The organism is Rhodoplanes sp. Z2-YC6860, from assembly GCF_001579845.1.
GTDB lineage: Bacteria > Pseudomonadota > Alphaproteobacteria > Rhizobiales > Xanthobacteraceae > Z2-YC6860.
In genome coordinates this window covers 1,369,662-1,388,749 of sequence record NZ_CP007440.1, presented here as the reverse complement: position 1 = coordinate 1,388,749, position 19,088 = coordinate 1,369,662, and the positions used below count along the sequence as shown (strand labels likewise).

The window sequence follows — 19,088 nt, the reverse complement described above, 5'->3', positions numbered from 1 at the left end:
GAATCTTGATGGTCCAACAGCTTACCATGCCGCTCGTTCCGCGGCATGGGGCCCGGCTTCTATCCAAGCAAATCGCACGCCATCGTGATGGCGCCGGCCGCCCGGCGAAGCCTGCTATAGCCAGTTGGGGATGCAATCCAGCGCGATCAATTGGTCGGCTTCAAGGCGCGGCCGCACCAATGCCCATTCGTTATCCCGAACAAGGACTTCGGGGATGAGCGCACGGGTGTTGTAAGTGCCGGCCTGGACGGCGCCGTAGGCGCCAGCGGTCATCACGGCCAGAAGATCGCCGGGTTTCGGTTCCACGAGGCCGCGGTCGAGCGCCAGGAAGTCGCCGGATTCGCAGACCGGGCCAACCACGTCCGCGACGACCCGTGGCGTGCCCGGCTTGGTTTCCACAACCGATCGAATGTCGTGATGCGCGTCATAGAGCGTCGGGCGGACGAGGTCGTTCATCGCGGCATCGACGATGACGAAGGTCTTGGCTTCGCCGCGCTTGATGTAGAGCACCCGCGTCACCAGGATACCGGCGTTGCCGACGATCAGGCGGCCCGGCTCGAAGATCAGCTTGCAGTCGAGCCCGCGCGTCGCGCGCTTGACCACTTGCGCATAGGCCGAAGGATCGGGCGGCGGATCGTTGTCCTCGCGATACGGAATGCCCAACCCGCCGCCGAGATCGACGTGCGAGATGGTGTGACCGTCGGCGCGCAGTTCGCGCACGAAGTCCGAAAGGAGCGCAAAGGCGTCGTCGAACGGGGACAGCTCGGTGATCTGGCTGCCGATGTGCATGTCGACGCCGGTGACGCGAATGCCCGGCAGCTTCGCCGCATGGGCGTAGACCGCACGCGCACGGCTGATCGGAATGCCGAACTTGTTCTCCGAAAGCCCGGTCGAGATCTTGGCGTGGGTCTTGGCGTCGACGTCCGGATTGACGCGGATCGAGACGCAGACGGTGCGCCCCTTTTGCGTCGCGATCTGCGACAGCAGATCAAGCTCGGGCTCGGACTCGACGTTGACGCAGAGGATGTTGGCCTCGAGCGCCATGGCAAGCTCGGCCGCGGTCTTGCCGATGCCGGAGAACATGATCTTGTCCGCGGGCACGCCGGCCTTCAGCGCGCGCTTGAGCTCGCCGCCCGACACCACGTCGGCACCGGCACCGAGCTTCGCCAGTGTCGCGATCACGGCTTGGTTGGAGTTCGCCTTGACGGCGTAGCAGACCAGCGACGGCACGTCGGCAAAGGCGCCGGCAAACACGCGGTAGTGCCGTTCCAGGGTGGCGGTCGAATAGCAGTAGAAGGGCGTGCCGACGGCCTGCGCGAGTTCTACGAGATTGACGCCCTCGGCGTGCAACACGCCGTGGCGATAGTCGAAATGGTGCATTGGGCGCTCAGTCGATCAATCGAGCAGCCAATCGGCTGGAGTCCGCCGTTTCGGACCCTCCGGGGCAATCGGCTTGCCGTCCTCGTCATAGGCCGGCCCGGTACGCCGAGGCAACGCATTGCCCTTGCCGGTAACCGGGGTCGAGATGGTCGGATCCAGGGCGTAGCCACCGGGCGGCGGATCGAGCGGGCCTTTGCGGCCGCAGCCGGCGAGCGTCAGCGCCAAGGCACCGGCGATGGCAACTGAGATCAGCAGGCGATTTTGCCGCGGCACGTCCGACTCCGGGATTTCACGCACCATAGCAGAAGGCGCCCGTTTTTCGAAATTGTCGCCTCATCGCGTTAACTTTCCGCCTTCTCCGGACATTTGCGTTCAATCGTGAGCGAATCGTGGCCCGGCAGTGGCATCTCAGCCACGCTCGCGCTCCAAAAGCTTCAGCCATCTCTTGGCCTGCGCCCGGACGTTTTTCGGAGCGGTGCCGCCGTAGCTCGTGCGGCTCGTCACCGAGCGCTCGACCGAGAGCACGTCGAACACGGCTTGCGTGATCTTCGGTTCGATCTTCTTCATCTCGTCGAGCGGAAGCTGATGCAGCGGCCGGTTGAGCTCAGCCGCGCGGGCGACGATCCGCCCGGTGACGTGATGCGCCTCGCGGAACGGCATCTTCAGGGTGCGCACCAGCCAGTCGGCGAGATCGGTCGCAGTGGCATAGCCGGCACCCGCGGCGTCGCGCATGCGGGTCACCTCGGGCTGCATGTCGCGTACCATGCCGGTCATGGCGTCGATCGACAGCGCCAGCGCGTCGAGCGCGTCGATGGTGCCCTCTTTGTCCTCCTGCATGTCCTTCTGATAGGCGAGCGGCAGGCCCTTCATCACCATCAGCATCTGATTGAGCACACCGACCACGCGGCCGGTCTTGGCGCGAACGAGCTCCGCTGCATCCGGATTGCGCTTCTGCGGCATGATCGAAGAGCCGGTGGTGAACTTGTCGGAGAGCTTGATCAGCCCGACCAGCGGCGAGGTCCAGATCACGATCTCCTCGGCGAACCGCGACAGATGGATCGAAGCAATCGCAGCCGCCGACAGCGTCTCGAGCACGAAGTCGCGGTCGGAGACCGCGTCGAGCGAGTTTGCCATCGGGCCGTCGAAGTCGAGCGCCTCCGCCGTCATGGCACGATCGATCGGGAACGAGGTTCCAGCAAGCGCCGCGGCCCCGAGCGGCGAATCGTTCAGCCGCGCGCGGGCGCCGGCCAAACGGTTCCGATCTCGCGCCGCCATCTCGACATAAGCGAGCAGATGATGCCCGAAGGTCACGGGCTGGGCGGTCTGCAGATGCGTGAAGCCCGGCATCACGGTCGCGGCATGTTCCAGCGCCCGCTCGGCGAGCGCGAGCTGGTAGTCGCTGAGCAGCCCATCGATGTCGTCGATCCGCGCCCGGACCCAGAGCCGGAAATCGGTCGCGACCTGATCGTTGCGCGAGCGCGCGGTGTGCAGCCGTCCGGCGGCGGACCCAATCAGCTCGGCAAGCCGCGCCTCGACATTCATATGAATGTCCTCGAGCTCACGCTTGAACTGGAACTTGCCCGAGCCGATCTCTGACAGGATCGTGTCTAGACCGTGAGCGATCTTGCGGGCATCGTCCGCCGCAATGATGCCTTGTTCGGCCAGCATCTCGGCGTGGGCCTTGCTCGCGGCGATGTCCTGCCGGTACAGGTGCCAGTCGAAGTCGATCGAGGTGTTGATCTTCTCCATGATGGCCGCAGGGCCCGACGCGAAGCGTCCGCCCCACATCGTGTTGCTCACAGCGTGAGGCTTCTTGCTTTTGCTTTTGCTCTTACTCTTCTTGGCCACCGGGATTCACCAATCATGACAGGGTCGCAGAACGCCGCGCGAAGCTACGCCAAAAAGCGTTTGGCCGTGATCCTTTTGGGGGGCGTCGTCGGCGTGGCAATCGGGCTTGCGGGGGTATACGGGATTGGCCGCCTTGCAGGCAATGCGGGAGCGGATCGGGCCTGCAAGGCCACCGCCGAGACCGCACGCCGGATGGCGCCGCTCGCCCGGGGCGAGGTGGCCGCGGTCGGGGTCGCCGAGAGCCCGAAAACCCTGCCAATTCTGACGTTCAAGGACGCCAACGGCACCGACAAATCGCTTGCCGACTGGCGCGGCCGCACGGTGCTCTTGAACCTCTGGGCCACCTGGTGCGTGCCCTGCCGGAAGGAGATGCCGGCTCTGGACGCCCTTCAGAGCAAGCTCGGGGGACCGGATTTCGAGGTCGTTTCGGTCAATATCGACACCCGGGATCCCGACAAGCCCAAGGCCTGGCTGAAGGAGGTCGGCGTCCACGCCCTCAGCTACTACGCCGACAGCAACGCCAAGGTGTTCCAGGACCTCAAGGTGATCGGCAAGGCCTTCGGCATGCCGACCACGCTGCTGGTCGACCCGAACGGCTGCGAGCTTGCGACGCTGGCTGGCCCGGCCGAATGGGCGAGCGACGACGCCGTCAAGCTTGTGACGGCCGCGCTTAAGCGGTGATGTCGAGATTGCCGCCGACGCCGGCGGCGACATTGGCGAGACGATTGAGGTTCTGCGACGCCGCGTCGAGGAGCTGAGCCGCGCTCGACGCCATGTCGGCGTTCATCTTCAGCATTTTGGCCGCGACCACAGTCTGCAGCTGGCTGGCCTGCGAGGCGACGAAGGCCGCGGCGATCGAAGACGGGTCCATACGCGATACTCGTTACACATGCGCCGCTCGGTGCGGCGTATTTAGAAAGTGTCAGGCCGTGACCTTGAGGCCGGTGACGGTGTCGATCCTGGTGCCGTCGGCCATGGTCAGGATGTTCGTCGAGGTGTTGAGATAGGCGCCGTTGGCCATGCTGATGATCGACTTCGGGTCGACGACCTGCAGGCCGGTGGTGGTGTCGATCTGGGTGCCGTTCGCCATCGTTAGGATGTTGTTCTGCGTGTCGATCGACGTGCCGTCCTGGAAGTAGATGAACGAATCGAGCCCGGCCGGCGGAGTGAAGTTGGTCTGCTGCGGATTCATCTTCTGCAGCAGCGCGGCTCTTTCGTTCATCAGCTTCTGCGCCGCAGTGTTGGCCATCTGCTGCGTCAGCGTGTTCTGCGACTGCGCGGTGCTCGAACTGATCAGCGAAAGGTTGTTGGCAGCGTTCTGGCTCTTGGTCAGAAAGTTCTTGATGCTCGCCGGATAGCGCGCATCCTGCAACGCGCCGAGCAGACCGCCGGGACTCTCCGAGGCGGCAATCGATTCCTGCGCCTCTTTCAGCCAGTTGGGTGCGGTGGACGAAGCGATCGGAGAGACTGCGGCCATAGGATCAAGCCTTGCGGCGAACCAATTTCGATTCGCCACATCCTAGAAGCCAGGCCTTAACGAATGCTGACGGTTAACCCGCCGTTAGGGCTGTGAAATCATGCCGTCGTGGACACCTTCAATCCCGTGGTGGCGTCGATTTGCGTACCGTCGGCCTCGGTCAGAACGTTCGTCGCGGTGTTGAGATAGGACCCGTTGGCCATGGTGATCAGCGAGCTCGGATCGACATAGGGAAGCCCGGTGGTGGTGTCGATCTGATTGCCGTTGCTCAGCGTCATGATGTTGCTGGTGGTGTCGAGCGACGATCCATCGTTGAAATAGATCACGGGGTCGAGCTGCGCCGGCGGCGTGAAGTTCTGCTGCGCAGGCGGGTTGAGAAGGTTGGCCTCCTCTTGCGCCCGCTCCTGGGCCGCCTGCTGGCCTTGCGCCTGGGCGATCTGGGAATAGAGCTGACCCTGATCCTGGACGCTGCTCTGCATGATGCTGGCGATCGCGTCGGCGTTGCTTTGGCTCTGGGCCAAGAACGACGCGATGCTGCCGGGCGAATTGTTCTGCGACGCGGTCTGCAGCGCACCCATCATGCCGCCGCCGCTCGATGCGCTCTGGATCGCGGACTGCGCCTCGGCCAGCCAGTTGGATGCGGTGCTGGAGGCAATCGATTGCGTCGACCCCAACGCGGTCTGCAAGCCAGCGTTTGCGGCCGTGCCCTGGCTCGTGGCGGTTGAAGAAGACGACGCGGCGGACGATGAGCCGTCCGCGGAGGTCGATGAGCTGTCTAAGAACGCGCTTGGATATGGAAAGTACGAAACCGACGAAATGGCCATGACAGCCCAACCGCTTTTGCGCAAAGCAGTCGCCCCGATTCGCATTGTCGGTTGCGGCGGTTAAAAAAGGCCTGATGATCCGCGCGGCCGATCCGCGCAGCATCGGCCATCGCGGCGTCGGCCCGCGCGGCATCGGCCCACCTGGCGCACCACGCCCGCTCACGTCGGGCATCCCGCTGCAAGCATTCGTGATCGTCGCAGCCGGTTGACAACCCGCCATCCGCGCGCTTACACTTAACCAAATGGTTAAGCATGAAAACACCGCGCTGGACCGCACCTTCGCTGCGCTGTCCGACTCGACCCGGCGGGCGCTGCTGATGCGGCTCGCCGACAACGAAAGCCTGTCGATCAGCGAGCTGGCGCAGCCATTCTCGATGTCGCTGCCCGCGGTGATGAAGCATCTCGACGTTCTGGGCGACGCGGGGCTCGTCACCCGGACCAAGAGCGGGCGGATCGTGAGCTGCGAGCTACGAGCCGCCCCAATGGAAGACGCCATGCACTGGCTCTACCGCTACCAGCGTTTCTGGACCTCGCAGCTCGACCGCCTCGCCGCTTTCGTGGAGAAAGACCAATGGCCGCCAGCCCCGCCGTCGCCACCCCCGTCAAGCCAAGCCTCACCATCAAACGTCGTCTCAATGCGTCGCCGGAGAAAGTCTTCACCGCGTGGACGAAGCCCGAAACGCTAGCGCTCTGGTTCGGCCCGGCCCATTGCACGCGCGTCGAAGCACGGATCGATCTGCGCGTCGGCGGCCGCTATCACATCACCATGCATGCGCCAGACGATCAGCACGACGTCCTGGGCGTCTATCGCGAGATCGTGCCGAACCAGAAGCTCGTGTTCAGCTGGCACTGGAAGACCACGCCGGAGCGCGAGTCGCTGGTCACCGTCACACTTAAGCCTGACGGCGACGGCACGATGCTGACGCTGTTGCACGAGATGTTCTTCGACGAGCCGGCGCGCGATCGCCATCAGCAGGGCTGGGCCGGCGCGATCGACAAACTCGAAAAGATGTTTGCGTGAGCGCAGCAGCGCACGCTCCATCCGAAACACAACAAACGGGAGGATTTGCATGTACGTCGATGGGTTCATCGTTCCGGTGCCGAAGGCCAAGATGAAGGCCTATCTCGCCATGGCCAAGAAGGCCGGCAAGATTTGGAAGGAGTACGGTGCGATCGACTACTGCGAAAGCATCGCCGACGACGTGAAGGTCGGCAAATGGACGTCGTTTCCCCGCTCGGTGAAGCTCAAACGCGGAGAAACGGTCGTGTTCTCCTGGATCACCTACAAGAGCCGCGCGCAACGCGACAAAATCAACGCCAAGGTGATGAAGGACAAGCGGCTCGCCGACATGATGAGCGGCAAGGACATGCCGTTCGACGGCAAGCGGATGATTTACGGCGGTTTCAAAAACGTACTGACGATGTGAGGAGGTTCGGATGACGGCTCACGGCCACTTTCACTGGAACGAGCGGCTTGCCCGCGATGTCGACCAGGCCAAGACGTTCTACGGCAAGAGCATCGGCTGGACCTATCAGCCGCATCCGATGGCCGACGGCACGACTTATTGGCTGGCGATCCAGGATGGCAAGCCGGTCGCCGGCATCTTCCCGACCAATCGTCCGGAGTTCACAGGCGTGCCCGACGGCTGGATGTCGTATCTCGCGGTCGACGATGTCGACGCACGCGTGAAGAAAGCAGAGGCCGCAGGCGCCAAGCTGATGCGGCCGGTCTTCGACATCCCCAACGTGGGGCGCATCGCGATCCTCACCGAGCCCGGCGGGGCCGGCGTCGGCTGGATCACACCTGTCACTTAAGTCCCTGTCACTTAAGTCCCTGCCGCTTGAGTTCCTGTCACGGGAGATGGCTATGAGCATGCCGATGCACAAAATCGTCTCGCAGGACGAATGGCTCGCCGCGCGCAAAGCGTTTCTCGCGGCCGAAAAGGAATTCACCCATGCCAGAGACGAGCTCAGCCGGAAGCGGCGCGAGTTGCCATGGGTGAAGGTCGCCAAGACTTATGTGTTCGACGGTCCGAACGGCCGTCAGACCTTGTCCGAGCTGTTCGGCGGCCGCAACCAGCTCATGATTTATCACTTCATGCTCGGCCCCGGCTGGGAGCAGGGTTGCCCGAGCTGCTCCTACCTTGCCGATCATTTCGACGGTGCCGCGATTCATCTGGCGCATCGCGACCTGACGTTTCTCGTGGTCTCGCGCGCGCCAATCAGCGAGATCGAGTCTTTCCGGAAGCGCATGGGCTGGCGTTTCAAATGGGTGTCGTCTTTCGGTAACGACTTCAACCGCGACTACCATGTCTCGTTCAGCAAAGATGAGCTGGAGAAGAAGCAGGCCTACTACAATTATCAGGTGACCAGCTTCCCGGCCGAGGAAGCGCCGGGACTCAGCGTGTTCATCAAGAACGACGCCGGTGAGGTGTTTCACACCTACTCCACCTACGGCCGCGGTCTCGACATCCTGGTCGGCACCTACAACATGCTCGACCTCGCGCCGAAGGGCCGCGACGAAGACGGCCTCGCCTTCTCCATGTCCTGGGTCCGTCATCACGACCGCTACGACGAGAGCCCTGTCGACAGCAAAGCCGAATATCAGCAGCCGAAGTCCAACGCGTCGTGCTGCGACTGAATGGGCGACAATCGAGTTCAACAGCAGGAGTAACGTCATGAAGCTTTACGGATTTACGCCCTCTCCCAACACCTGGAAGGTGCGCGCGCTCGCGGCCCATCTCGGGGTTGCTCTGGACTACGAGTATGTCGACCTGCTGAAAGGGGCGTCGCACACGCCGGCCTTTCTCGCGGTCAATCCCACCGGCCGCACACCCGCGCTGACCGATGGCGACTTCAAGCTCTGGGAGGCGAACGCCATCATGCAGTATCTGGCGAGCCAGAAGCCGAATACGCTGTGGCCCGACAATGCCCGCACGCGGGCGGATATCATGCGTTGGCAAAGCTGGCAGCTCGCGCATTGGGGCAAGGAAAGCTGCGAGCCGTTGATCTTCAATCGCCTGGTGAAGAAGCTCGCCAATATGGGGCCACCGGACGAGGCGGCTGTCGCCAAGGGCCTGGAATGCTTCAACCGCGATGCGGCGGTGCTCGACGCTCATCTTGCCAAGCAGCCTTATCTCGTCGGCAACGACGTCACGGTTGCGGATTTCGTCGTCGCCGCACCGCTGTTCCACGCGCAGGGCGCAGATTTGCCGCTGGCGCCGTACAAGAACGTCCAAGCGTGGTTCGGCCGCGTTTCTGCATTGCCGTGCTGGCAGCAGACCGCGCCGCAATTCGCAGCCGCGGCTTAGTTCACCTCACTCGACTTTTCGTGGCGCCGCCCCACATCCGGGGCGGCGCCAAATTTTTCGTCACAACACCGGGAACGAACGGGAGCACCCATGGCCGAACCGACGGTCTATCCGAAGACAGCGTCATGCATCTGCGGCGGTCTCGCCGTGACGGTCACGGCCCCGCCGCAAATGGTCCATGCATGCTCTTGCCTCGACTGCCAGCGCAGCACCGGCAGTGCGTTCTCGTATTCCGGGTTCTTTGCAGAGGACGCCGTGACGGTCAGCGGCGAAGTGCGCAGCTACCGGCGAACAACGGACGCCGGCCGTTGGCAGGAAATGGACTTCTGCCCGGTCTGCGGCGGCTGTGTTTTCTACCGGCTCCAAGTGCTGCCGAAAATTATCGGCGTGTCCATCGGCTGCTTCGCCGATCCCGGCTTCGGAAAGCCCGAGAAGCTGTTCTGGGCCTCGCGGCGCCCGCATTGGTTTGACGTGCCGGCTGCGGTCGAGCCGGTCGAGACGCAATAAAGTCTGAGAGAGACGCGCGCCCCCCGGGGGCTGATTCAACTTCGTTGAATCAGCGCGTCGGCACCGGCTTCTCGCCGCGATAGTCGTAGAAGCCGCGGCCGGATTTCTTGCCGAGCCAGCCGGCCTCGACATACTTCACCAGCAGCGGGCACGGCCGGTACTTGGTGTCGGCGAGCCCCTCGTGCAGCACCTGCATGATCGAGAGACAGGTATCGAGGCCGATGAAGTCCGCCAGCTCGAGCGGCCCCATCGGGTGATGCGCGCCAAGCTTCATCGCGGTGTCGATCGCCTCGACATTGCCGACGCCTTCATAGAGCGTGTAGATCGCCTCGTTGATCATCGGCAGCAGAATGCGGTTGACGATGAAGGCCGGGAAATCCTCGGACACCGCCGCGGTCTTGCCGAGCTTTTTGACGAACTCCTTGGCGGCTTCGAACGTGGGATCGCCGGTCGCGATGCCGCGGATGAGCTCGACCAGCTCCATCAGCGGCACCGGATTCATGAAATGGATGCCGATGAACTTCTCGGGCCGGTCGGTCGAGGCGGCAAGCCGCGTGATCGAGATCGACGAGGTGTTGGTCGCGACGATCGTGTCCGGCTTCAGACTTGCGCAGAGCTCGGCGAAGATCTTGCGCTTGACCTCTTCCTTCTCGGTCGCGGCCTCGATCACCAGGTCGCAGTCGGCGAGCCCTTCATAGGTCTCGGCGGTCGAGATGCGCTTCAGCGCGGTCTGTTTGTCTTCCTCGGTGATGCGCTTGCGGGTGACCTGACGCGCCATGTTGCCATTGATGGTGGCGAGCGCATCCTTCAGCCGCGGTGCCGCAATGTCGTTGAGCACCACCGAAAGGCCCGCAAGCGCGCAGACGTGGGCAATGCCGCTGCCCATCTGGCCCGCGCCGATGATGCCGATCTTCCGAATGGTCTGCGCCATGATGTCGATCCGAAACCGTTCAGCAGCGTTCAGCGCTTGATCTTGGCCAGTTCGGCCTCAAGCTCGGGCATTGCCTGATAGAGGTCCGCCACTAGGCCGTAATCCGCGACCTGGAAGATGGGCGCCTCTTCGTCCTTGTTGATAGCAACAATCACCTTGGAGTCTTTCATCCCGGCGAGATGTTGAATCGCGCCGGAAATTCCGACCGCAACGTAGAGTTCCGGCGCCACCACCTTGCCGGTCTGGCCGACCTGCCAGTCGTTGGGCGCATAGCCGGCATCGACCGCGGCGCGGGAGGCGCCGACCGCGGCGCCGAGCTTGTCGGCCACCGGCTCGATGTATTTGGTGAAGTTCTCGCGGCTCTGCATGGCGCGGCCGCCCGAGACGATGATCTTGGCCGAGGTGAGCTCGGGCCGGTCGCTCTTCGACAGCTCCTCGCCGACAAAGGCCGAGACGCCGGGGTCGGCCGCCGCAGCCACCGCCTCGACCGGTGCCGAACCGCCTTCGCCAGCGGCCTGGAAGGTCGAGGTGCGGACCGTCAGCACCTTCTTTCCGTCCTTCGACTTCACGGTCTGGATGGCGTTGCCGGCATAGATCGGCCGCTCGAAAGTATCGGCCGAAACGATCTTGCTGACGTCCGACACCTGCATGACGTCGAGCAGGGCTGCGACGCGCGGCATCACGTTCTTGCCGTTGTTGGTGGCGGGCGCCAGGATCGCATCGTAGGAGCCGGCGAGCGAGACGATCAGCGCCGCAAGCGGCTCGGCCAGCGCGTGCTCGTACACTGCGCCATCTGCGAGCAGCACCTTCTTGACGCCGTCGAGCTTGGCAGCGGCATCGGCCACGGCCTTCACGTCCTTGCCGGCGACGAGGATGTGCACGTCGCCGCCCAGCGCTTTCGCTGCGGTCAGCGCCTTGTTGGTGGAATCCTTGAGCGACTTGTTGTCGTGCTCGGCTACGAGAAGCGTGGTCATCCGAGCACTCCTGCATCCTTCAGTTTGCTGACGAGTTCAGCCGGTGAAGCGACCTTGACGCCGGACTTGCGGCCCGAAGGCTCCACGGTCTTCACGACATCGAGCCGCGGCGCGATGTCGACGCCATAGGCATCGGGCGTCTTCTCGTCGATGGGTTTCTTCTTGGCCTTCATGATGTTCGGCAGCGACGCGTAGCGCGGCTCGTTGAGCCGCAGGTCGGCCGTGATGATCGCGGGGCCTTTCAGCTTCACGGTCTGCAAGCCGCCGTCGACCTCGCGGGTCACCTGCACGGTGTCGCCCTCGACCGAGAGCTTCGACGCGAAGGTGCCCTGTGACCAGCCCGTGAGAGCGGCCAGCATCTGGCCCGTGGCGTTGCAATCGTCGTCGATCGCCTGCTTGCCCATGATCACGAGGCCCGGCTGCTCGGCATCGATCACCGCTTTCAGGATCTTGGCGACCGCGAGCGGCTCGACCGCACCGTCGGCCTTCACCAGGATACCGCGGTCGGCGCCCATGGCGAGCGCGGTGCGGATGGTTTCGGAGGCCTGCTGCGGGCCGACCGAGACAGCGATGATCTCGGTGGCTTTGCCTGCTTCCTTCAGACGGATCGCCTCTTCCACGGCGATCTCATCGAAGGGATTCATCGACATTTTGACGTTGGCAAGCTCGACACCCGAGCCGTCGGCCTTCACGCGGATTTTGATGTCCTTATCCACCACCCGCTTCACAGGCACCACGATCTTCATATTTTCTTCAGCTCCTCGGGCCGTTTTGCCCCGAAATCGAGGCCCGGTTTGGTGCGGCGCACCCTAGTCGCGGCGGTATTCGGGGTCAACGCCGGGGCGGAATACCTGGGCTGAATGGCCGGTTCCAGCAGGTTTACGACCTGCTCCCTCACCGGTTCTGGCCAGGCGCCCAGAGCACGTCGCGCGCCCCTTTGTCGTTGGCGTAGCGGCCGGCAACGAACAGGAAATCCGACAGCCGGTTGACGTACTTCAGCGAGGCATCCGTGACGGTCTCGCCCGGCTGGTCGCGCAGCGCGACCATGATGCGCTCGGCTCTTCGGCACACCGTGCGGGCGAGATGCATATACGCCGCGGCCGGGGTGCCGCCCGGCAGGATGAAGGAGCGCAGCGGCGCAAGCTCCTCGTTGAGGCGGTCGATCTCGCCTTCGAGCCATGTCACCTGGGCGTCCGTGACGGTAAGCCGGGCGCCGCCAGGACCCTTCTCCGACAAGCAGAGATCGGCTTCGACATCGAACAGATCGTTCTGGATCCGCGCCAGCGCCGGATCGAGCGCGGCATCGCCCGCGGTGTGCAGGCGGACGAGGCCGATGGTGGCATTGACCTCGTCGAGCGTGCCGTAGGCATCGACACGCAGATCGTATTTCTTGCGGCGGTCGCCCGAGCCGAGAGAGGTCGTGCCGTCGTCGCCGGTGCGGGTGTAGATGCGGTTGAGAACCACCATGGCGGCTAGTGCTGCATGATCCAGATCGTCGTCATGATGACGATGATGGCGATGAACTGGAACAACACGCGCATCCGCATCAGCTTCTGCGATGTGTTCGGCGAGCCGCCGCGCATCATGTTGATGAGACCGAGCACCAGGATCACGGCAACGGCGCCAATGGCGATGGGCACGGCGAAATGAGACATGAATTCCATGATCGGGCTGTCCTATCACTTCAAACGGAGGGCGCAATCCCCGGCGCGGCGGCTCACTCGCCCGTCGCGCCATTTTGTCCGCGACCTTCGCCCGTCAAATCCTATATAGGGCGCATGAATATCGAAAGCAGTCCCTGCATGATGCGTTCACTGAAATCGACCCCGCAGCGCACCGAACCTTCCCGGACAATCCCATGAGCGGCCGCATCCTGGTGATGGGGGCCGCCGGCCGCCTGGGTTATGTCGCGTCCGAAGCTTTCCGCGATGCCCGCTGGACCGTGAAGGGTCTGGTGCGGCCGGGCCGCGCCAAGGACGTGCCCCGCCGCGTCGAGCCGGTCGAGGCCGTCACCCGCGACGAAGCCGTGAAGGCGGGCGAAGGCTGCGATGTGGTGCTCAACGCGCTCAATCCGCACATCACGCTCTGGGACAAGAACGCGCTGTCGCTCGCCTATGGCGCGATCGCGGCGGCCGAAAGCAATGGCGCGACGCTGCTGTTTCCCGGCAGCGTGTGGAATTTCGGCCGCGACATGCCGAGCGTGATCGACGAGAGCACGCCGCAGCAGGCGACCATGCGCAAGGGCAAGATGCGCGTCGAGATCGAGCAGCGCGTCAAGGAGGCGACCGATCGCGGCATGCGCGCGATCGTCCTGCGCGCCGGCGATTTCTACGGCGCCGGCCGAGGCTCGTGGCTCGATCTCGTGATCTGCAAGGAGATGGACCGTCAGCGGTTGACCTATCCGGGTCCGCTCGACGTGATGCACGCCTGGGCCTACCTGCCGGATTTCGCAGCGACCTTGGTGACACTCGCCAAGAAACGTGCCGACTTCGCGGCGTTCGAAACGTTCGGCTTTCCCGGCCACGCGCCGACCGGCAACGAGCTGATCGCCGCGATCGAAGCCGTCACGCGCAGCAAATTCAACGTCCGCCTGATGGGCTGGTGGATGCTGAAGACCTTCGGCCGGCTGCTGCCGCTGGGGCGCGAGTTGTCCGAACTGGAGTATCTGTGGCGCGTGCCGCACCGCGTCTCGGGCGACAAGCTTCAGAGCGCCATCGGCGAAATTCCGTCGACGCCGCTGCAGCAAGCTGTCGCGGCGAGTTTGCGAGAGCTCGGCTACCGCGCTTGATCGTTGGCTTCTTCACCTCTCCCATGGGGAGAGGTCGCCGCACGCAGTGCGGCGGGTGAGGGGGTACGGTTTATCGAGAGAGCGAGGTCCCCTCACCCCGACCCTCTCCTCCAAAAGGGCGTTCACGCCCGTCTTCGACGGGCTATGGGGGAGAGGGAGCGCACCGCCTGTGAGGCAACACCTCAACTTCACTCAACGGCTACTGGCACAAATGCCGCTCGATCTCCTTGACCGGCAGCTTGACGAAATCCTTTTCGACTTCGGCCCGCAGCGCCTGCCGGACGTGCGACGAGTAACAGCGGCGCAGAACGCCGATGGCGCGTGGCGGCGCGACCACGATCAGCGATGGCGTTTCGCCGGCCAGCACCGCCTTGTCGAGATGATCCGCGATCCTGGCGAGAAAGCGCTGCTCCTCCTGATCATGGCGATCGACCTGTTCGACGGAGCTTCGCCTTTCGCCGACCGAGTTGATGGCGCGGCCCGGCTTGTCTGCGCTGATCTCGCGATCGGGCGGGTCCGGCTGCTCGAAGACCTGGCGTGTTGTCAGATTTGGACGCATGCGGTTACCGGCATTTTCCAGCACCAGCGCCTTGGCGCCGTCGCAGACGACGACCCATCCGCCACTATCGATCTTGAGTTCAGCCATGAGGTTCTCCGTTTTGGGATTATTGTTGGGGAGTCCGCGCGAGCCGCGTCCATGAAACGCTCGAGGCCGCTCCGGGTTGCGAAGCCCCTCTGCCTTAATTTGAGCCATCGAGCAGGCGACGCGCGATCACCTGTGCCTGGATCTCGGCCGCACCCTCGAAGATGTTGAGGATGCGCGCGTCGCACAGGATGCGCGATACCGGGAACTCCAATGCAAAACCGTTGCCACCGTGAATCTGCACGGCATTGTCGGCATTCGACCAGGCGATGCGCGCCGCGAGCAGCTTCGCCATGCCGGCTTCGAGATCGCAGCGGCGGCCGGAGTCCTTCTGCCTCGCTGCATAATAAGTGAGCTGCCGCGCGATCATGATCTCGACCGCCATCATGGCGATCTTGTCGGCGACGCGCGGGAATTTGACGATCGGCTCGCCGAACTGCACGCGGCTCTTGGCGTAGTTCAGCGCCTGCTCCATCGCGGCCTGCGCCACACCGATGGCGCGCGCCGCGGTCTGGATGCGCGCCGACTCGAAGGTCGCCATCAGCTGCTTGAAGCCCTGCCCCTCGACACCGCCCAGAAGATTCTCGGCCTTCACCTCGAAGCCGTCGAAGGCGATCTCGTATTCCTTCATGCCGCGATAGCCGAGCACCTCGATCTCGGTGCCGGTCATGCCCTGCGCCGGGAATGGAGTCTTGTCGTCGCCGCGCGGCTTCTCGGCGAGAAGCATCGACAGCCCGCGATAGCCCTTCTCGCTCGGATTGGTGCGCACCAACAAAGTCATCAGATCGGCGCGCACCGGATGCGTGATCCAGGTCTTGTTGCCGTAGACCTTGTAGACATTGCCCTCGCGCACCGCGCGCGTCTTCAGCGAGGCCAAGTCGGAGCCGGTGTTGGGCTCGGTGAACACCGCGGTCGGAAGAATTTCCCCCGAGGCGATCTTCGGCAGCCACTTGGTCTTCTGCTCTTCGGTGCCGCCGCCGAGAATGAGCTCGGCCGCGATCTCCGAGCGCGTGCCGAGCGAGCCCACACCGATATAGCCGCGCGACAGCTCCTCGGAGACCACGCACATGGATTCCTTGCCGAGCGCCATGCCGCCGTAGTCTTCCGGGATGGTCAGGCCGAACACCCCGAGCTCGGACATCTGCTTGATGATCTCGAACGGGATGTAGCTGTTGGTGCGATGCCAGCCGTGGGCGTGCTCGATCACCTCGCTGTTGGCGAACTTGCGCATCTCGTCGCGGACCTGCTCGAGCGTGTCGTCGATGGCGCAGACACCGACGGTCGCGCCGTGGCTGTCGCCGATCAGCTCGGCCAGCCGCGCACGGTTCTCGGCGGTGTTGCCGGTCGCGATCAGCGCTTCGACGGCCGGGTTCATGCGCGCTGCGACCGCGGAGAGCGAAAGCCCAAGATCGGCCGGCCGCACGATCTCGTTCTGGCTGATCGGGATGCCGCCCTGCATCTGGGCGAGATACTCGCCGAGACCGATGCGGATGATCAGCTCTTCCAGCTCCGAGAGCTGGCCGGCGTCGCTCAACCGTTCCGCATAGGCCGCGAGTTGCCGCACTGCTTCGACATACGTCGCGAGCCAGGACAGGCCATGCGTGGCGCGCTGCTCGCGATCGAGAAGGCGCGGCGACGGCTTGCCGTCGAGCACCACGCGCTCGCGCACCTTCGCGGTCGCGTCAGTCAGCAGCGCCTCGGCCGCCTGCGTCGCGTCTCGCGCGGTCGTGAGCAGTGTGTTGGCGGGCATGCTTCGCTGGGCGGCTTGCGGCATGGGATGTCGTCACCTCGGGAACCAGAAACTGCCGGTAGTGTGCAGCGCACAAATTTGCGGCGCAATGCAATTCATGTGCGAAACTCGGGCAAGCCCTGCCCGATTTGGCGACAGAGCCACAGCCCGCGGTTTTCATGGCCGAACTGTCGTGGCGTCCCTTGCCAAGCAGCGAATTATCCGCGATTTCAAGGGCATCGGGACTGCTGGGAGCACGCAGTGCGCCTTCTGACGCTCTGCTACCGCGTCGTCAAGGACGCCTTCTATCGCTTTCTCGCCGACGACGGCTGGGCGATCGCGAGCCACATCGCGCTGTCGGCGCTGATGTCGCTGTTTCCGTTTCTGATTCTGGTGACCGCGCTGGGCGGCTTGCTGTTCGGCTCGGCGCAGCTTGCCGACCAGGTGGCCGACATCCTGCTGCAGGCCTGGCCGACCGAGGTCGCGACGCCCATCGCGGGCGAAATCCGCCGCGTGCTGCTCGGCGCGCGCAGCGACCTGCTCACCATCGGCTCCGTGCTCGCGATCTATTTCGCCTCGAGCGGTGTCGAGAGCCTGCGCATCGGCCTCAACCGCGCCTATGGCGTGATCGAAAGCCGAAGCTGGTGGCTGCTGCGTCTCGAATCCATCGGCTATGTGCTGATCGGGGCGATGGGCCTGCTCGCGCTGTCGTTCTTCATCGTGCTGGCACCGCTCATGATCACGACGGCCGTGCGCTACGCGCCAAGCCTCCACCCGCTCTGGTCCCTGTTCGACTCGCTGCGCATCTCCGCGGCCGCCATCGTGCTGATCGTCGCGCTGTTCATCGTGCACAAGTGGCTGCCCGCCGGCCGCAGGCGTTTCGTCACGATCCTGCCCGGCATCGGCGTGACGCTGGTGCTCTGGCTGATCGCCGGCGAGTTGTTCGGCGATTATCTTTCGAACTTCGCCAACGCCTATGTGAGCTACTACGCAGGCCTCGCCTCGGTGATGGTCGCGCTGGTGTTTCTCTACACGATCGCGTCGATCTTTATTATGGGTGGTGAGCTGAATGCTGCGATCCTGCGCTGGCGGGAGGCGCAGAAGGCACCTTTGGAAGCCACGGAAGCGGCTGAAAGCTAGCTCACACGACAGCTCTCGAGAGCGGCCCGCGAGACATTTCCCGTCGGCGGCGTGCGCACCGACGACGATATCCTGCAACGGGCTCGCCAGTATCGCGGCACGGTCTGGCACTTGATCCGCACTTACCGGATGGGACCCGCCGCACTTACCGGATGGGACCCGCCGCCGACAAGTCGAGCGTGGTGAGCGACGAACTCAAGGTGCACGGACTGCAGAACCTGCGCGTGATCGGCGCTTCGTTCATGCCGAGCATGCCGTCGGCCAAAGAAGGGAGCCTCGACTAAATAGCTGAAAAAATGGCTGCTTTCCGGCTTGCGGAAAACTCAATCCCCGCATCAGTACACCCTCTTGGAGAAGCCACGGCGCACCACGATATGCCATGCGTCGGAGGCATCCATGAAGATCGAAGGCGAGATGATGAAGCGGTTCGTAGTGTACCGCACGGACATCAATGATGATCCGTATGAGCGCGAGGGCGAATACGACACCATCGAGGAGGTCAAGGCACACAAGTGGCGGCTCGACCGCCACTACAAAATTCGCGTCGATGGGAAATTCATGACCCGTCGCGAGTTCGACAATTGGGCTAAGAGCGCAAAGTGAATGGTGGATACCACCGGCATTTGCTGCATTTGCGGGACAGAGGGCAAGCTCTCGTTTGAGCATGTCCCGCCGGCCGCCGCCTTTAATGACCATCGTGTTTTCGAGGCCGACATTGAAAAGTTGATGGAGGGGAAATGGGCACCTGGCGAGCGGCCAACTGAGGGAAGCTGGAAGCAGAGGGGCGCCGGACGTTATTCGCTCTGTGGCAAGTGCAACAATGACACGGGCTCATGGTATGGCGAGTCGTACGTGCAGGTCGCAAAGCAAGCGATGCATCTGCTGTACCGGTCCAACGGGAATCTATCTCTCGCATACCCTTACGGGATGTTCCCGCTTCGCTTCTTGAAACAAGTCGTGACCATGTTTTTCTCAGCGTGCGGCCCTGGGCTTCAAGAGAAGAATCCGGACCTAGTGCGCTTTGTGCTGAACCGTGACACGCGGCAGTTCCCACCGAAGTTTCAATTCTTCGCCTATCTGCATCACCCTGAGTCTGCAGCGATCCGACAATCGGGTTTGACTGGGATGAAGAAAGGGCCAAACAAGCAACATGTATTTTCGGAGATTGCGTTCCCGCCGTTCGGTCTCATCATGAGCGTGGATGGTCATCCACCGGTTGACCATCGACTCTGCAACATCACGAACCTCAGCGAGTACACGTACCGCGCGTGGGACATCGTTTACTTGAAGCTGCCCGTGCTGCACGTGACAACTGTTCTGCCGGGCGATTTTCGTACAATTGATGAAGTGAATAAAGACATTACCGAGAATCGCAAGGTGGGCGACTTGCTACTCAACGCTCCAATTTCTGGGTGATGAATCTGAGTTTTTGCAATAAGGGGGTGGATCAAAATTCATGCCCAAATTGTTGTCTCGGTAGCAAGCGTAGCACGGGCTGAGCGGAGCGAAACCTATCCTACAATCCGCGCTCAACGA

28 protein-coding genes are annotated in these 19,088 nt (G+C 63.3%); 15 read left to right on the top strand and 13 right to left on the bottom strand.

What is annotated here, in order from left to right:
* Positions 1-114: 114 nt before the first annotated feature.
* The 3 genes from lysA to argH all read right to left on the bottom strand — a co-directional run bounded on the left by lysA (position 115) and on the right by argH (position 3,180).
* Entirely contained in the window at positions 115-1,380 is a 1,266-nt protein-coding gene (gene lysA / locus RHPLAN_RS06410; RefSeq protein ID WP_068014961.1) for a diaminopimelate decarboxylase, read from the bottom strand.
* A gap of 15 nt (positions 1,381-1,395) precedes the next feature.
* Complete coding sequence (gene lptM / locus RHPLAN_RS06405) at positions 1,396-1,680, bottom strand: LPS translocon maturation chaperone LptM (RefSeq protein ID WP_068014959.1); 285 nt, start codon at positions 1,678-1,680, stop codon at positions 1,396-1,398.
* Between the two features lie 108 nt (positions 1,681-1,788).
* Positions 1,789-3,180 carry an argininosuccinate lyase gene (argH, locus tag RHPLAN_RS06400; protein ID WP_068030676.1) on the bottom strand — a complete coding sequence of 464 codons (1,392 nt, stop codon included), beginning with the start codon at positions 3,178-3,180 and terminating at the stop codon, positions 1,789-1,791.
* A gap of 63 nt (positions 3,181-3,243) precedes the next feature.
* On the opposite strand from argH, the gene tlpA reads away from it, so the two are divergent.
* Positions 3,244-3,909: a thiol:disulfide interchange protein TlpA gene (gene tlpA / locus RHPLAN_RS06395; protein ID WP_068014956.1), complete on the top strand. Its 666-nt coding sequence runs from the start codon at positions 3,244-3,246 to the stop codon at positions 3,907-3,909.
* Here the strand turns inward: tlpA and RHPLAN_RS06390 are convergent.
* The 3 genes from RHPLAN_RS06390 to RHPLAN_RS06380 form a co-directional block, all read right to left on the bottom strand.
* On the bottom strand, positions 3,899-4,099 hold the full coding sequence (locus RHPLAN_RS06390) for a putative motility protein (RefSeq protein WP_068014953.1): 201 nt from the start codon (positions 4,097-4,099) through the stop codon (positions 3,899-3,901). The two genes, tlpA and RHPLAN_RS06390, sit on opposite strands and share 11 nt — an antisense overlap.
* Before the next feature lie 51 nt (positions 4,100-4,150).
* The gene (locus RHPLAN_RS06385) at positions 4,151-4,705 is read right to left on the bottom strand and encodes a hypothetical protein (RefSeq protein WP_068014950.1); all 555 of its coding nucleotides are present in this window, start codon (positions 4,703-4,705) and stop codon (positions 4,151-4,153) included.
* 98 nt (positions 4,706-4,803) lie between these two features.
* Positions 4,804-5,184: a hypothetical protein gene (locus RHPLAN_RS06380; protein WP_157100091.1), complete on the bottom strand. Its 381-nt coding sequence runs from the start codon at positions 5,182-5,184 to the stop codon at positions 4,804-4,806.
* Here RHPLAN_RS06380 and RHPLAN_RS06375 point away from each other — a divergent pair.
* The 9 genes from RHPLAN_RS06375 to RHPLAN_RS06345 all read left to right on the top strand — a co-directional run bounded on the left by RHPLAN_RS06375 (position 5,183) and on the right by RHPLAN_RS06345 (position 9,347).
* Positions 5,183-5,593 (top strand): hypothetical protein, encoded by a 411-nt coding sequence (locus RHPLAN_RS06375; protein ID WP_157100090.1) that lies wholly within the window; start codon positions 5,183-5,185, stop codon positions 5,591-5,593. The two genes, RHPLAN_RS06380 and RHPLAN_RS06375, sit on opposite strands and share 2 nt — an antisense overlap.
* Before the next feature lie 10 nt (positions 5,594-5,603).
* On the top strand, positions 5,604-5,738 hold the full coding sequence (locus tag RHPLAN_RS40770; protein WP_257730342.1) for a hypothetical protein: 135 nt from the start codon (positions 5,604-5,606) through the stop codon (positions 5,736-5,738).
* Between the two features lie 33 nt (positions 5,739-5,771).
* On the top strand, positions 5,772-6,215 hold the full coding sequence (locus RHPLAN_RS38210) for an ArsR/SmtB family transcription factor (RefSeq protein ID WP_084244423.1): 444 nt from the start codon (positions 5,772-5,774) through the stop codon (positions 6,213-6,215).
* Positions 6,101-6,550, top strand: a complete 450-nt coding sequence (locus tag RHPLAN_RS06370) for an SRPBCC family protein (RefSeq protein WP_068014942.1) — start codon at positions 6,101-6,103, stop codon at positions 6,548-6,550. The genes RHPLAN_RS38210 and RHPLAN_RS06370 overlap by 115 nt, the downstream gene beginning before the upstream one ends.
* A 49-nt stretch (positions 6,551-6,599) precedes the next feature.
* Positions 6,600-6,956, top strand: coding sequence for a DUF1428 domain-containing protein (locus RHPLAN_RS06365; protein ID WP_068014937.1), 357 nt, complete (start codon positions 6,600-6,602; stop codon positions 6,954-6,956).
* 10 nt (positions 6,957-6,966) lie between these two features.
* Positions 6,967-7,344, top strand: a complete 378-nt coding sequence (locus RHPLAN_RS06360) for a VOC family protein (RefSeq protein ID WP_068014935.1) — start codon at positions 6,967-6,969, stop codon at positions 7,342-7,344.
* Positions 7,345-7,390: 46 nt separating this feature from the next.
* On the top strand, positions 7,391-8,170 hold the full coding sequence (locus tag RHPLAN_RS06355; RefSeq protein ID WP_068014931.1) for a DUF899 domain-containing protein: 780 nt from the start codon (positions 7,391-7,393) through the stop codon (positions 8,168-8,170).
* A 37-nt stretch (positions 8,171-8,207) separates the two neighbouring features.
* Positions 8,208-8,840 carry a glutathione S-transferase family protein gene (locus RHPLAN_RS06350; protein WP_068014927.1) on the top strand — a complete coding sequence of 211 codons (633 nt, stop codon included), beginning with the start codon at positions 8,208-8,210 and terminating at the stop codon, positions 8,838-8,840.
* A gap of 90 nt (positions 8,841-8,930) precedes the next feature.
* Positions 8,931-9,347 (top strand): GFA family protein, encoded by a 417-nt coding sequence (locus RHPLAN_RS06345; RefSeq protein WP_068014925.1) that lies wholly within the window; start codon positions 8,931-8,933, stop codon positions 9,345-9,347.
* A 49-nt stretch (positions 9,348-9,396) separates the two neighbouring features.
* On the opposite strand, the gene RHPLAN_RS06340 is transcribed toward RHPLAN_RS06345, so the two are convergent.
* The 5 genes from RHPLAN_RS06340 to RHPLAN_RS06320 all read right to left on the bottom strand — a co-directional run bounded on the left by RHPLAN_RS06340 (position 9,397) and on the right by RHPLAN_RS06320 (position 12,919).
* Positions 9,397-10,278 (bottom strand): 3-hydroxybutyryl-CoA dehydrogenase, encoded by an 882-nt coding sequence (locus RHPLAN_RS06340; RefSeq protein WP_068014922.1) that lies wholly within the window; start codon positions 10,276-10,278, stop codon positions 9,397-9,399.
* A gap of 29 nt (positions 10,279-10,307) precedes the next feature.
* Entirely contained in the window at positions 10,308-11,252 is a 945-nt protein-coding gene (locus RHPLAN_RS06335) for an electron transfer flavoprotein subunit alpha/FixB family protein (RefSeq protein ID WP_068014919.1), read from the bottom strand.
* On the bottom strand, positions 11,249-11,998 hold the full coding sequence (locus RHPLAN_RS06330) for an electron transfer flavoprotein subunit beta/FixA family protein (protein ID WP_068014917.1): 750 nt from the start codon (positions 11,996-11,998) through the stop codon (positions 11,249-11,251). Before RHPLAN_RS06330 ends, RHPLAN_RS06335 begins: the two co-directional genes overlap by 4 nt.
* 148 nt (positions 11,999-12,146) lie before the next feature.
* Positions 12,147-12,719, bottom strand: coding sequence for a cob(I)yrinic acid a,c-diamide adenosyltransferase (locus RHPLAN_RS06325; RefSeq protein WP_068014914.1), 573 nt, complete (start codon positions 12,717-12,719; stop codon positions 12,147-12,149).
* Between the two features lie 5 nt (positions 12,720-12,724).
* Complete coding sequence (locus RHPLAN_RS06320) at positions 12,725-12,919, bottom strand: twin transmembrane helix small protein (RefSeq protein ID WP_157100089.1); 195 nt, start codon at positions 12,917-12,919, stop codon at positions 12,725-12,727.
* A 191-nt stretch (positions 12,920-13,110) separates the two neighbouring features.
* Here RHPLAN_RS06320 and RHPLAN_RS06315 point away from each other — a divergent pair, with 191 nt between their 5' ends.
* Positions 13,111-14,040, top strand: coding sequence for an NAD-dependent epimerase/dehydratase family protein (locus RHPLAN_RS06315; RefSeq protein ID WP_068014908.1), 930 nt, complete (start codon positions 13,111-13,113; stop codon positions 14,038-14,040).
* A gap of 199 nt (positions 14,041-14,239) precedes the next feature.
* Here RHPLAN_RS06315 and RHPLAN_RS06310 read toward each other — a convergent pair whose 3' ends face one another.
* On the bottom strand, positions 14,240-14,686 hold the full coding sequence (locus tag RHPLAN_RS06310; RefSeq protein WP_068014905.1) for a host attachment protein: 447 nt from the start codon (positions 14,684-14,686) through the stop codon (positions 14,240-14,242).
* A 94-nt stretch (positions 14,687-14,780) separates the two neighbouring features.
* Positions 14,781-16,433, bottom strand: coding sequence for an acyl-CoA dehydrogenase family protein (locus tag RHPLAN_RS06305; protein ID WP_237180060.1), 1,653 nt, complete (start codon positions 16,431-16,433; stop codon positions 14,781-14,783).
* Positions 16,434-16,673: 240 nt separating this feature from the next.
* Between RHPLAN_RS06305 and RHPLAN_RS06300 the strand changes: the two genes are divergently transcribed.
* From RHPLAN_RS06300 to RHPLAN_RS06290, 4 genes are all read left to right on the top strand, one after another.
* A complete protein-coding gene (locus RHPLAN_RS06300) occupies positions 16,674-17,552 on the top strand; it encodes a YihY/virulence factor BrkB family protein (protein WP_068014896.1) in 879 nt (292 codons plus the stop codon).
* A 152-nt stretch (positions 17,553-17,704) separates the two neighbouring features.
* A complete protein-coding gene (locus RHPLAN_RS38205; protein ID WP_084244419.1) occupies positions 17,705-17,836 on the top strand; it encodes a GMC oxidoreductase in 132 nt (43 codons plus the stop codon).
* Between the two features lie 112 nt (positions 17,837-17,948).
* Positions 17,949-18,155: a hypothetical protein gene (locus RHPLAN_RS06295; protein ID WP_068014893.1), complete on the top strand. Its 207-nt coding sequence runs from the start codon at positions 17,949-17,951 to the stop codon at positions 18,153-18,155.
* On the top strand, positions 18,156-18,968 hold the full coding sequence (locus RHPLAN_RS06290; protein ID WP_068014890.1) for a hypothetical protein: 813 nt from the start codon (positions 18,156-18,158) through the stop codon (positions 18,966-18,968).
* Positions 18,969-19,088 lie beyond the last annotated feature (120 nt).

Coding starts and splice junctions, on each gene's coding strand:
- RHPLAN_RS06360 (WP_068014935.1), top strand. CDS start 6,967: ATGACGGCTCACGGCCACTTTCACTGGAACGAGCGGCTTGCCCGCGAT.
- RHPLAN_RS06335 (WP_068014919.1), bottom strand. CDS start 11,252: ATGACCACGCTTCTCGTAGCCGAGCACGACAACAAGTCGCTCAAGGAT.
- RHPLAN_RS06350 (WP_068014927.1), top strand. CDS start 8,208: ATGAAGCTTTACGGATTTACGCCCTCTCCCAACACCTGGAAGGTGCGC.
- RHPLAN_RS06340 (WP_068014922.1), bottom strand. CDS start 10,278: ATGGCGCAGACCATTCGGAAGATCGGCATCATCGGCGCGGGCCAGATG.
- RHPLAN_RS38205 (WP_084244419.1), top strand. CDS start 17,705: ATGGGACCCGCCGCCGACAAGTCGAGCGTGGTGAGCGACGAACTCAAG.
- RHPLAN_RS06355 (WP_068014931.1), top strand. CDS start 7,391: ATGGCTATGAGCATGCCGATGCACAAAATCGTCTCGCAGGACGAATGG.
- RHPLAN_RS06305 (WP_237180060.1), bottom strand. CDS start 16,433: ATGCCCGCCAACACACTGCTCACGACCGCGCGAGACGCGACGCAGGCG.
- RHPLAN_RS40770 (WP_257730342.1), top strand. CDS start 5,604: ATGATCCGCGCGGCCGATCCGCGCAGCATCGGCCATCGCGGCGTCGGC.
- RHPLAN_RS06290 (WP_068014890.1), top strand. CDS start 18,156: ATGGTGGATACCACCGGCATTTGCTGCATTTGCGGGACAGAGGGCAAG.
- RHPLAN_RS06380 (WP_157100091.1), bottom strand. CDS start 5,184: ATGCAGAGCAGCGTCCAGGATCAGGGTCAGCTCTATTCCCAGATCGCC.
- RHPLAN_RS06310 (WP_068014905.1), bottom strand. CDS start 14,686: ATGGCTGAACTCAAGATCGATAGTGGCGGATGGGTCGTCGTCTGCGAC.
- RHPLAN_RS06315 (WP_068014908.1), top strand. CDS start 13,111: ATGAGCGGCCGCATCCTGGTGATGGGGGCCGCCGGCCGCCTGGGTTAT.
- lptM (WP_068014959.1), bottom strand. CDS start 1,680: ATGGTGCGTGAAATCCCGGAGTCGGACGTGCCGCGGCAAAATCGCCTG.
- RHPLAN_RS06390 (WP_068014953.1), bottom strand. CDS start 4,099: ATGGACCCGTCTTCGATCGCCGCGGCCTTCGTCGCCTCGCAGGCCAGC.
- RHPLAN_RS06375 (WP_157100090.1), top strand. CDS start 5,183: ATGATGCTGGCGATCGCGTCGGCGTTGCTTTGGCTCTGGGCCAAGAAC.
- RHPLAN_RS06345 (WP_068014925.1), top strand. CDS start 8,931: ATGGCCGAACCGACGGTCTATCCGAAGACAGCGTCATGCATCTGCGGC.
- RHPLAN_RS06385 (WP_068014950.1), bottom strand. CDS start 4,705: ATGGCCGCAGTCTCTCCGATCGCTTCGTCCACCGCACCCAACTGGCTG.
- RHPLAN_RS06370 (WP_068014942.1), top strand. CDS start 6,101: ATGGCCGCCAGCCCCGCCGTCGCCACCCCCGTCAAGCCAAGCCTCACC.
- RHPLAN_RS06325 (WP_068014914.1), bottom strand. CDS start 12,719: ATGGTGGTTCTCAACCGCATCTACACCCGCACCGGCGACGACGGCACG.
- lysA (WP_068014961.1), bottom strand. CDS start 1,380: ATGCACCATTTCGACTATCGCCACGGCGTGTTGCACGCCGAGGGCGTC.
- tlpA (WP_068014956.1), top strand. CDS start 3,244: ATGACAGGGTCGCAGAACGCCGCGCGAAGCTACGCCAAAAAGCGTTTG.
- RHPLAN_RS06330 (WP_068014917.1), bottom strand. CDS start 11,998: ATGAAGATCGTGGTGCCTGTGAAGCGGGTGGTGGATAAGGACATCAAA.
- RHPLAN_RS06365 (WP_068014937.1), top strand. CDS start 6,600: ATGTACGTCGATGGGTTCATCGTTCCGGTGCCGAAGGCCAAGATGAAG.
- RHPLAN_RS06295 (WP_068014893.1), top strand. CDS start 17,949: ATGAAGATCGAAGGCGAGATGATGAAGCGGTTCGTAGTGTACCGCACG.
- RHPLAN_RS38210 (WP_084244423.1), top strand. CDS start 5,772: ATGGTTAAGCATGAAAACACCGCGCTGGACCGCACCTTCGCTGCGCTG.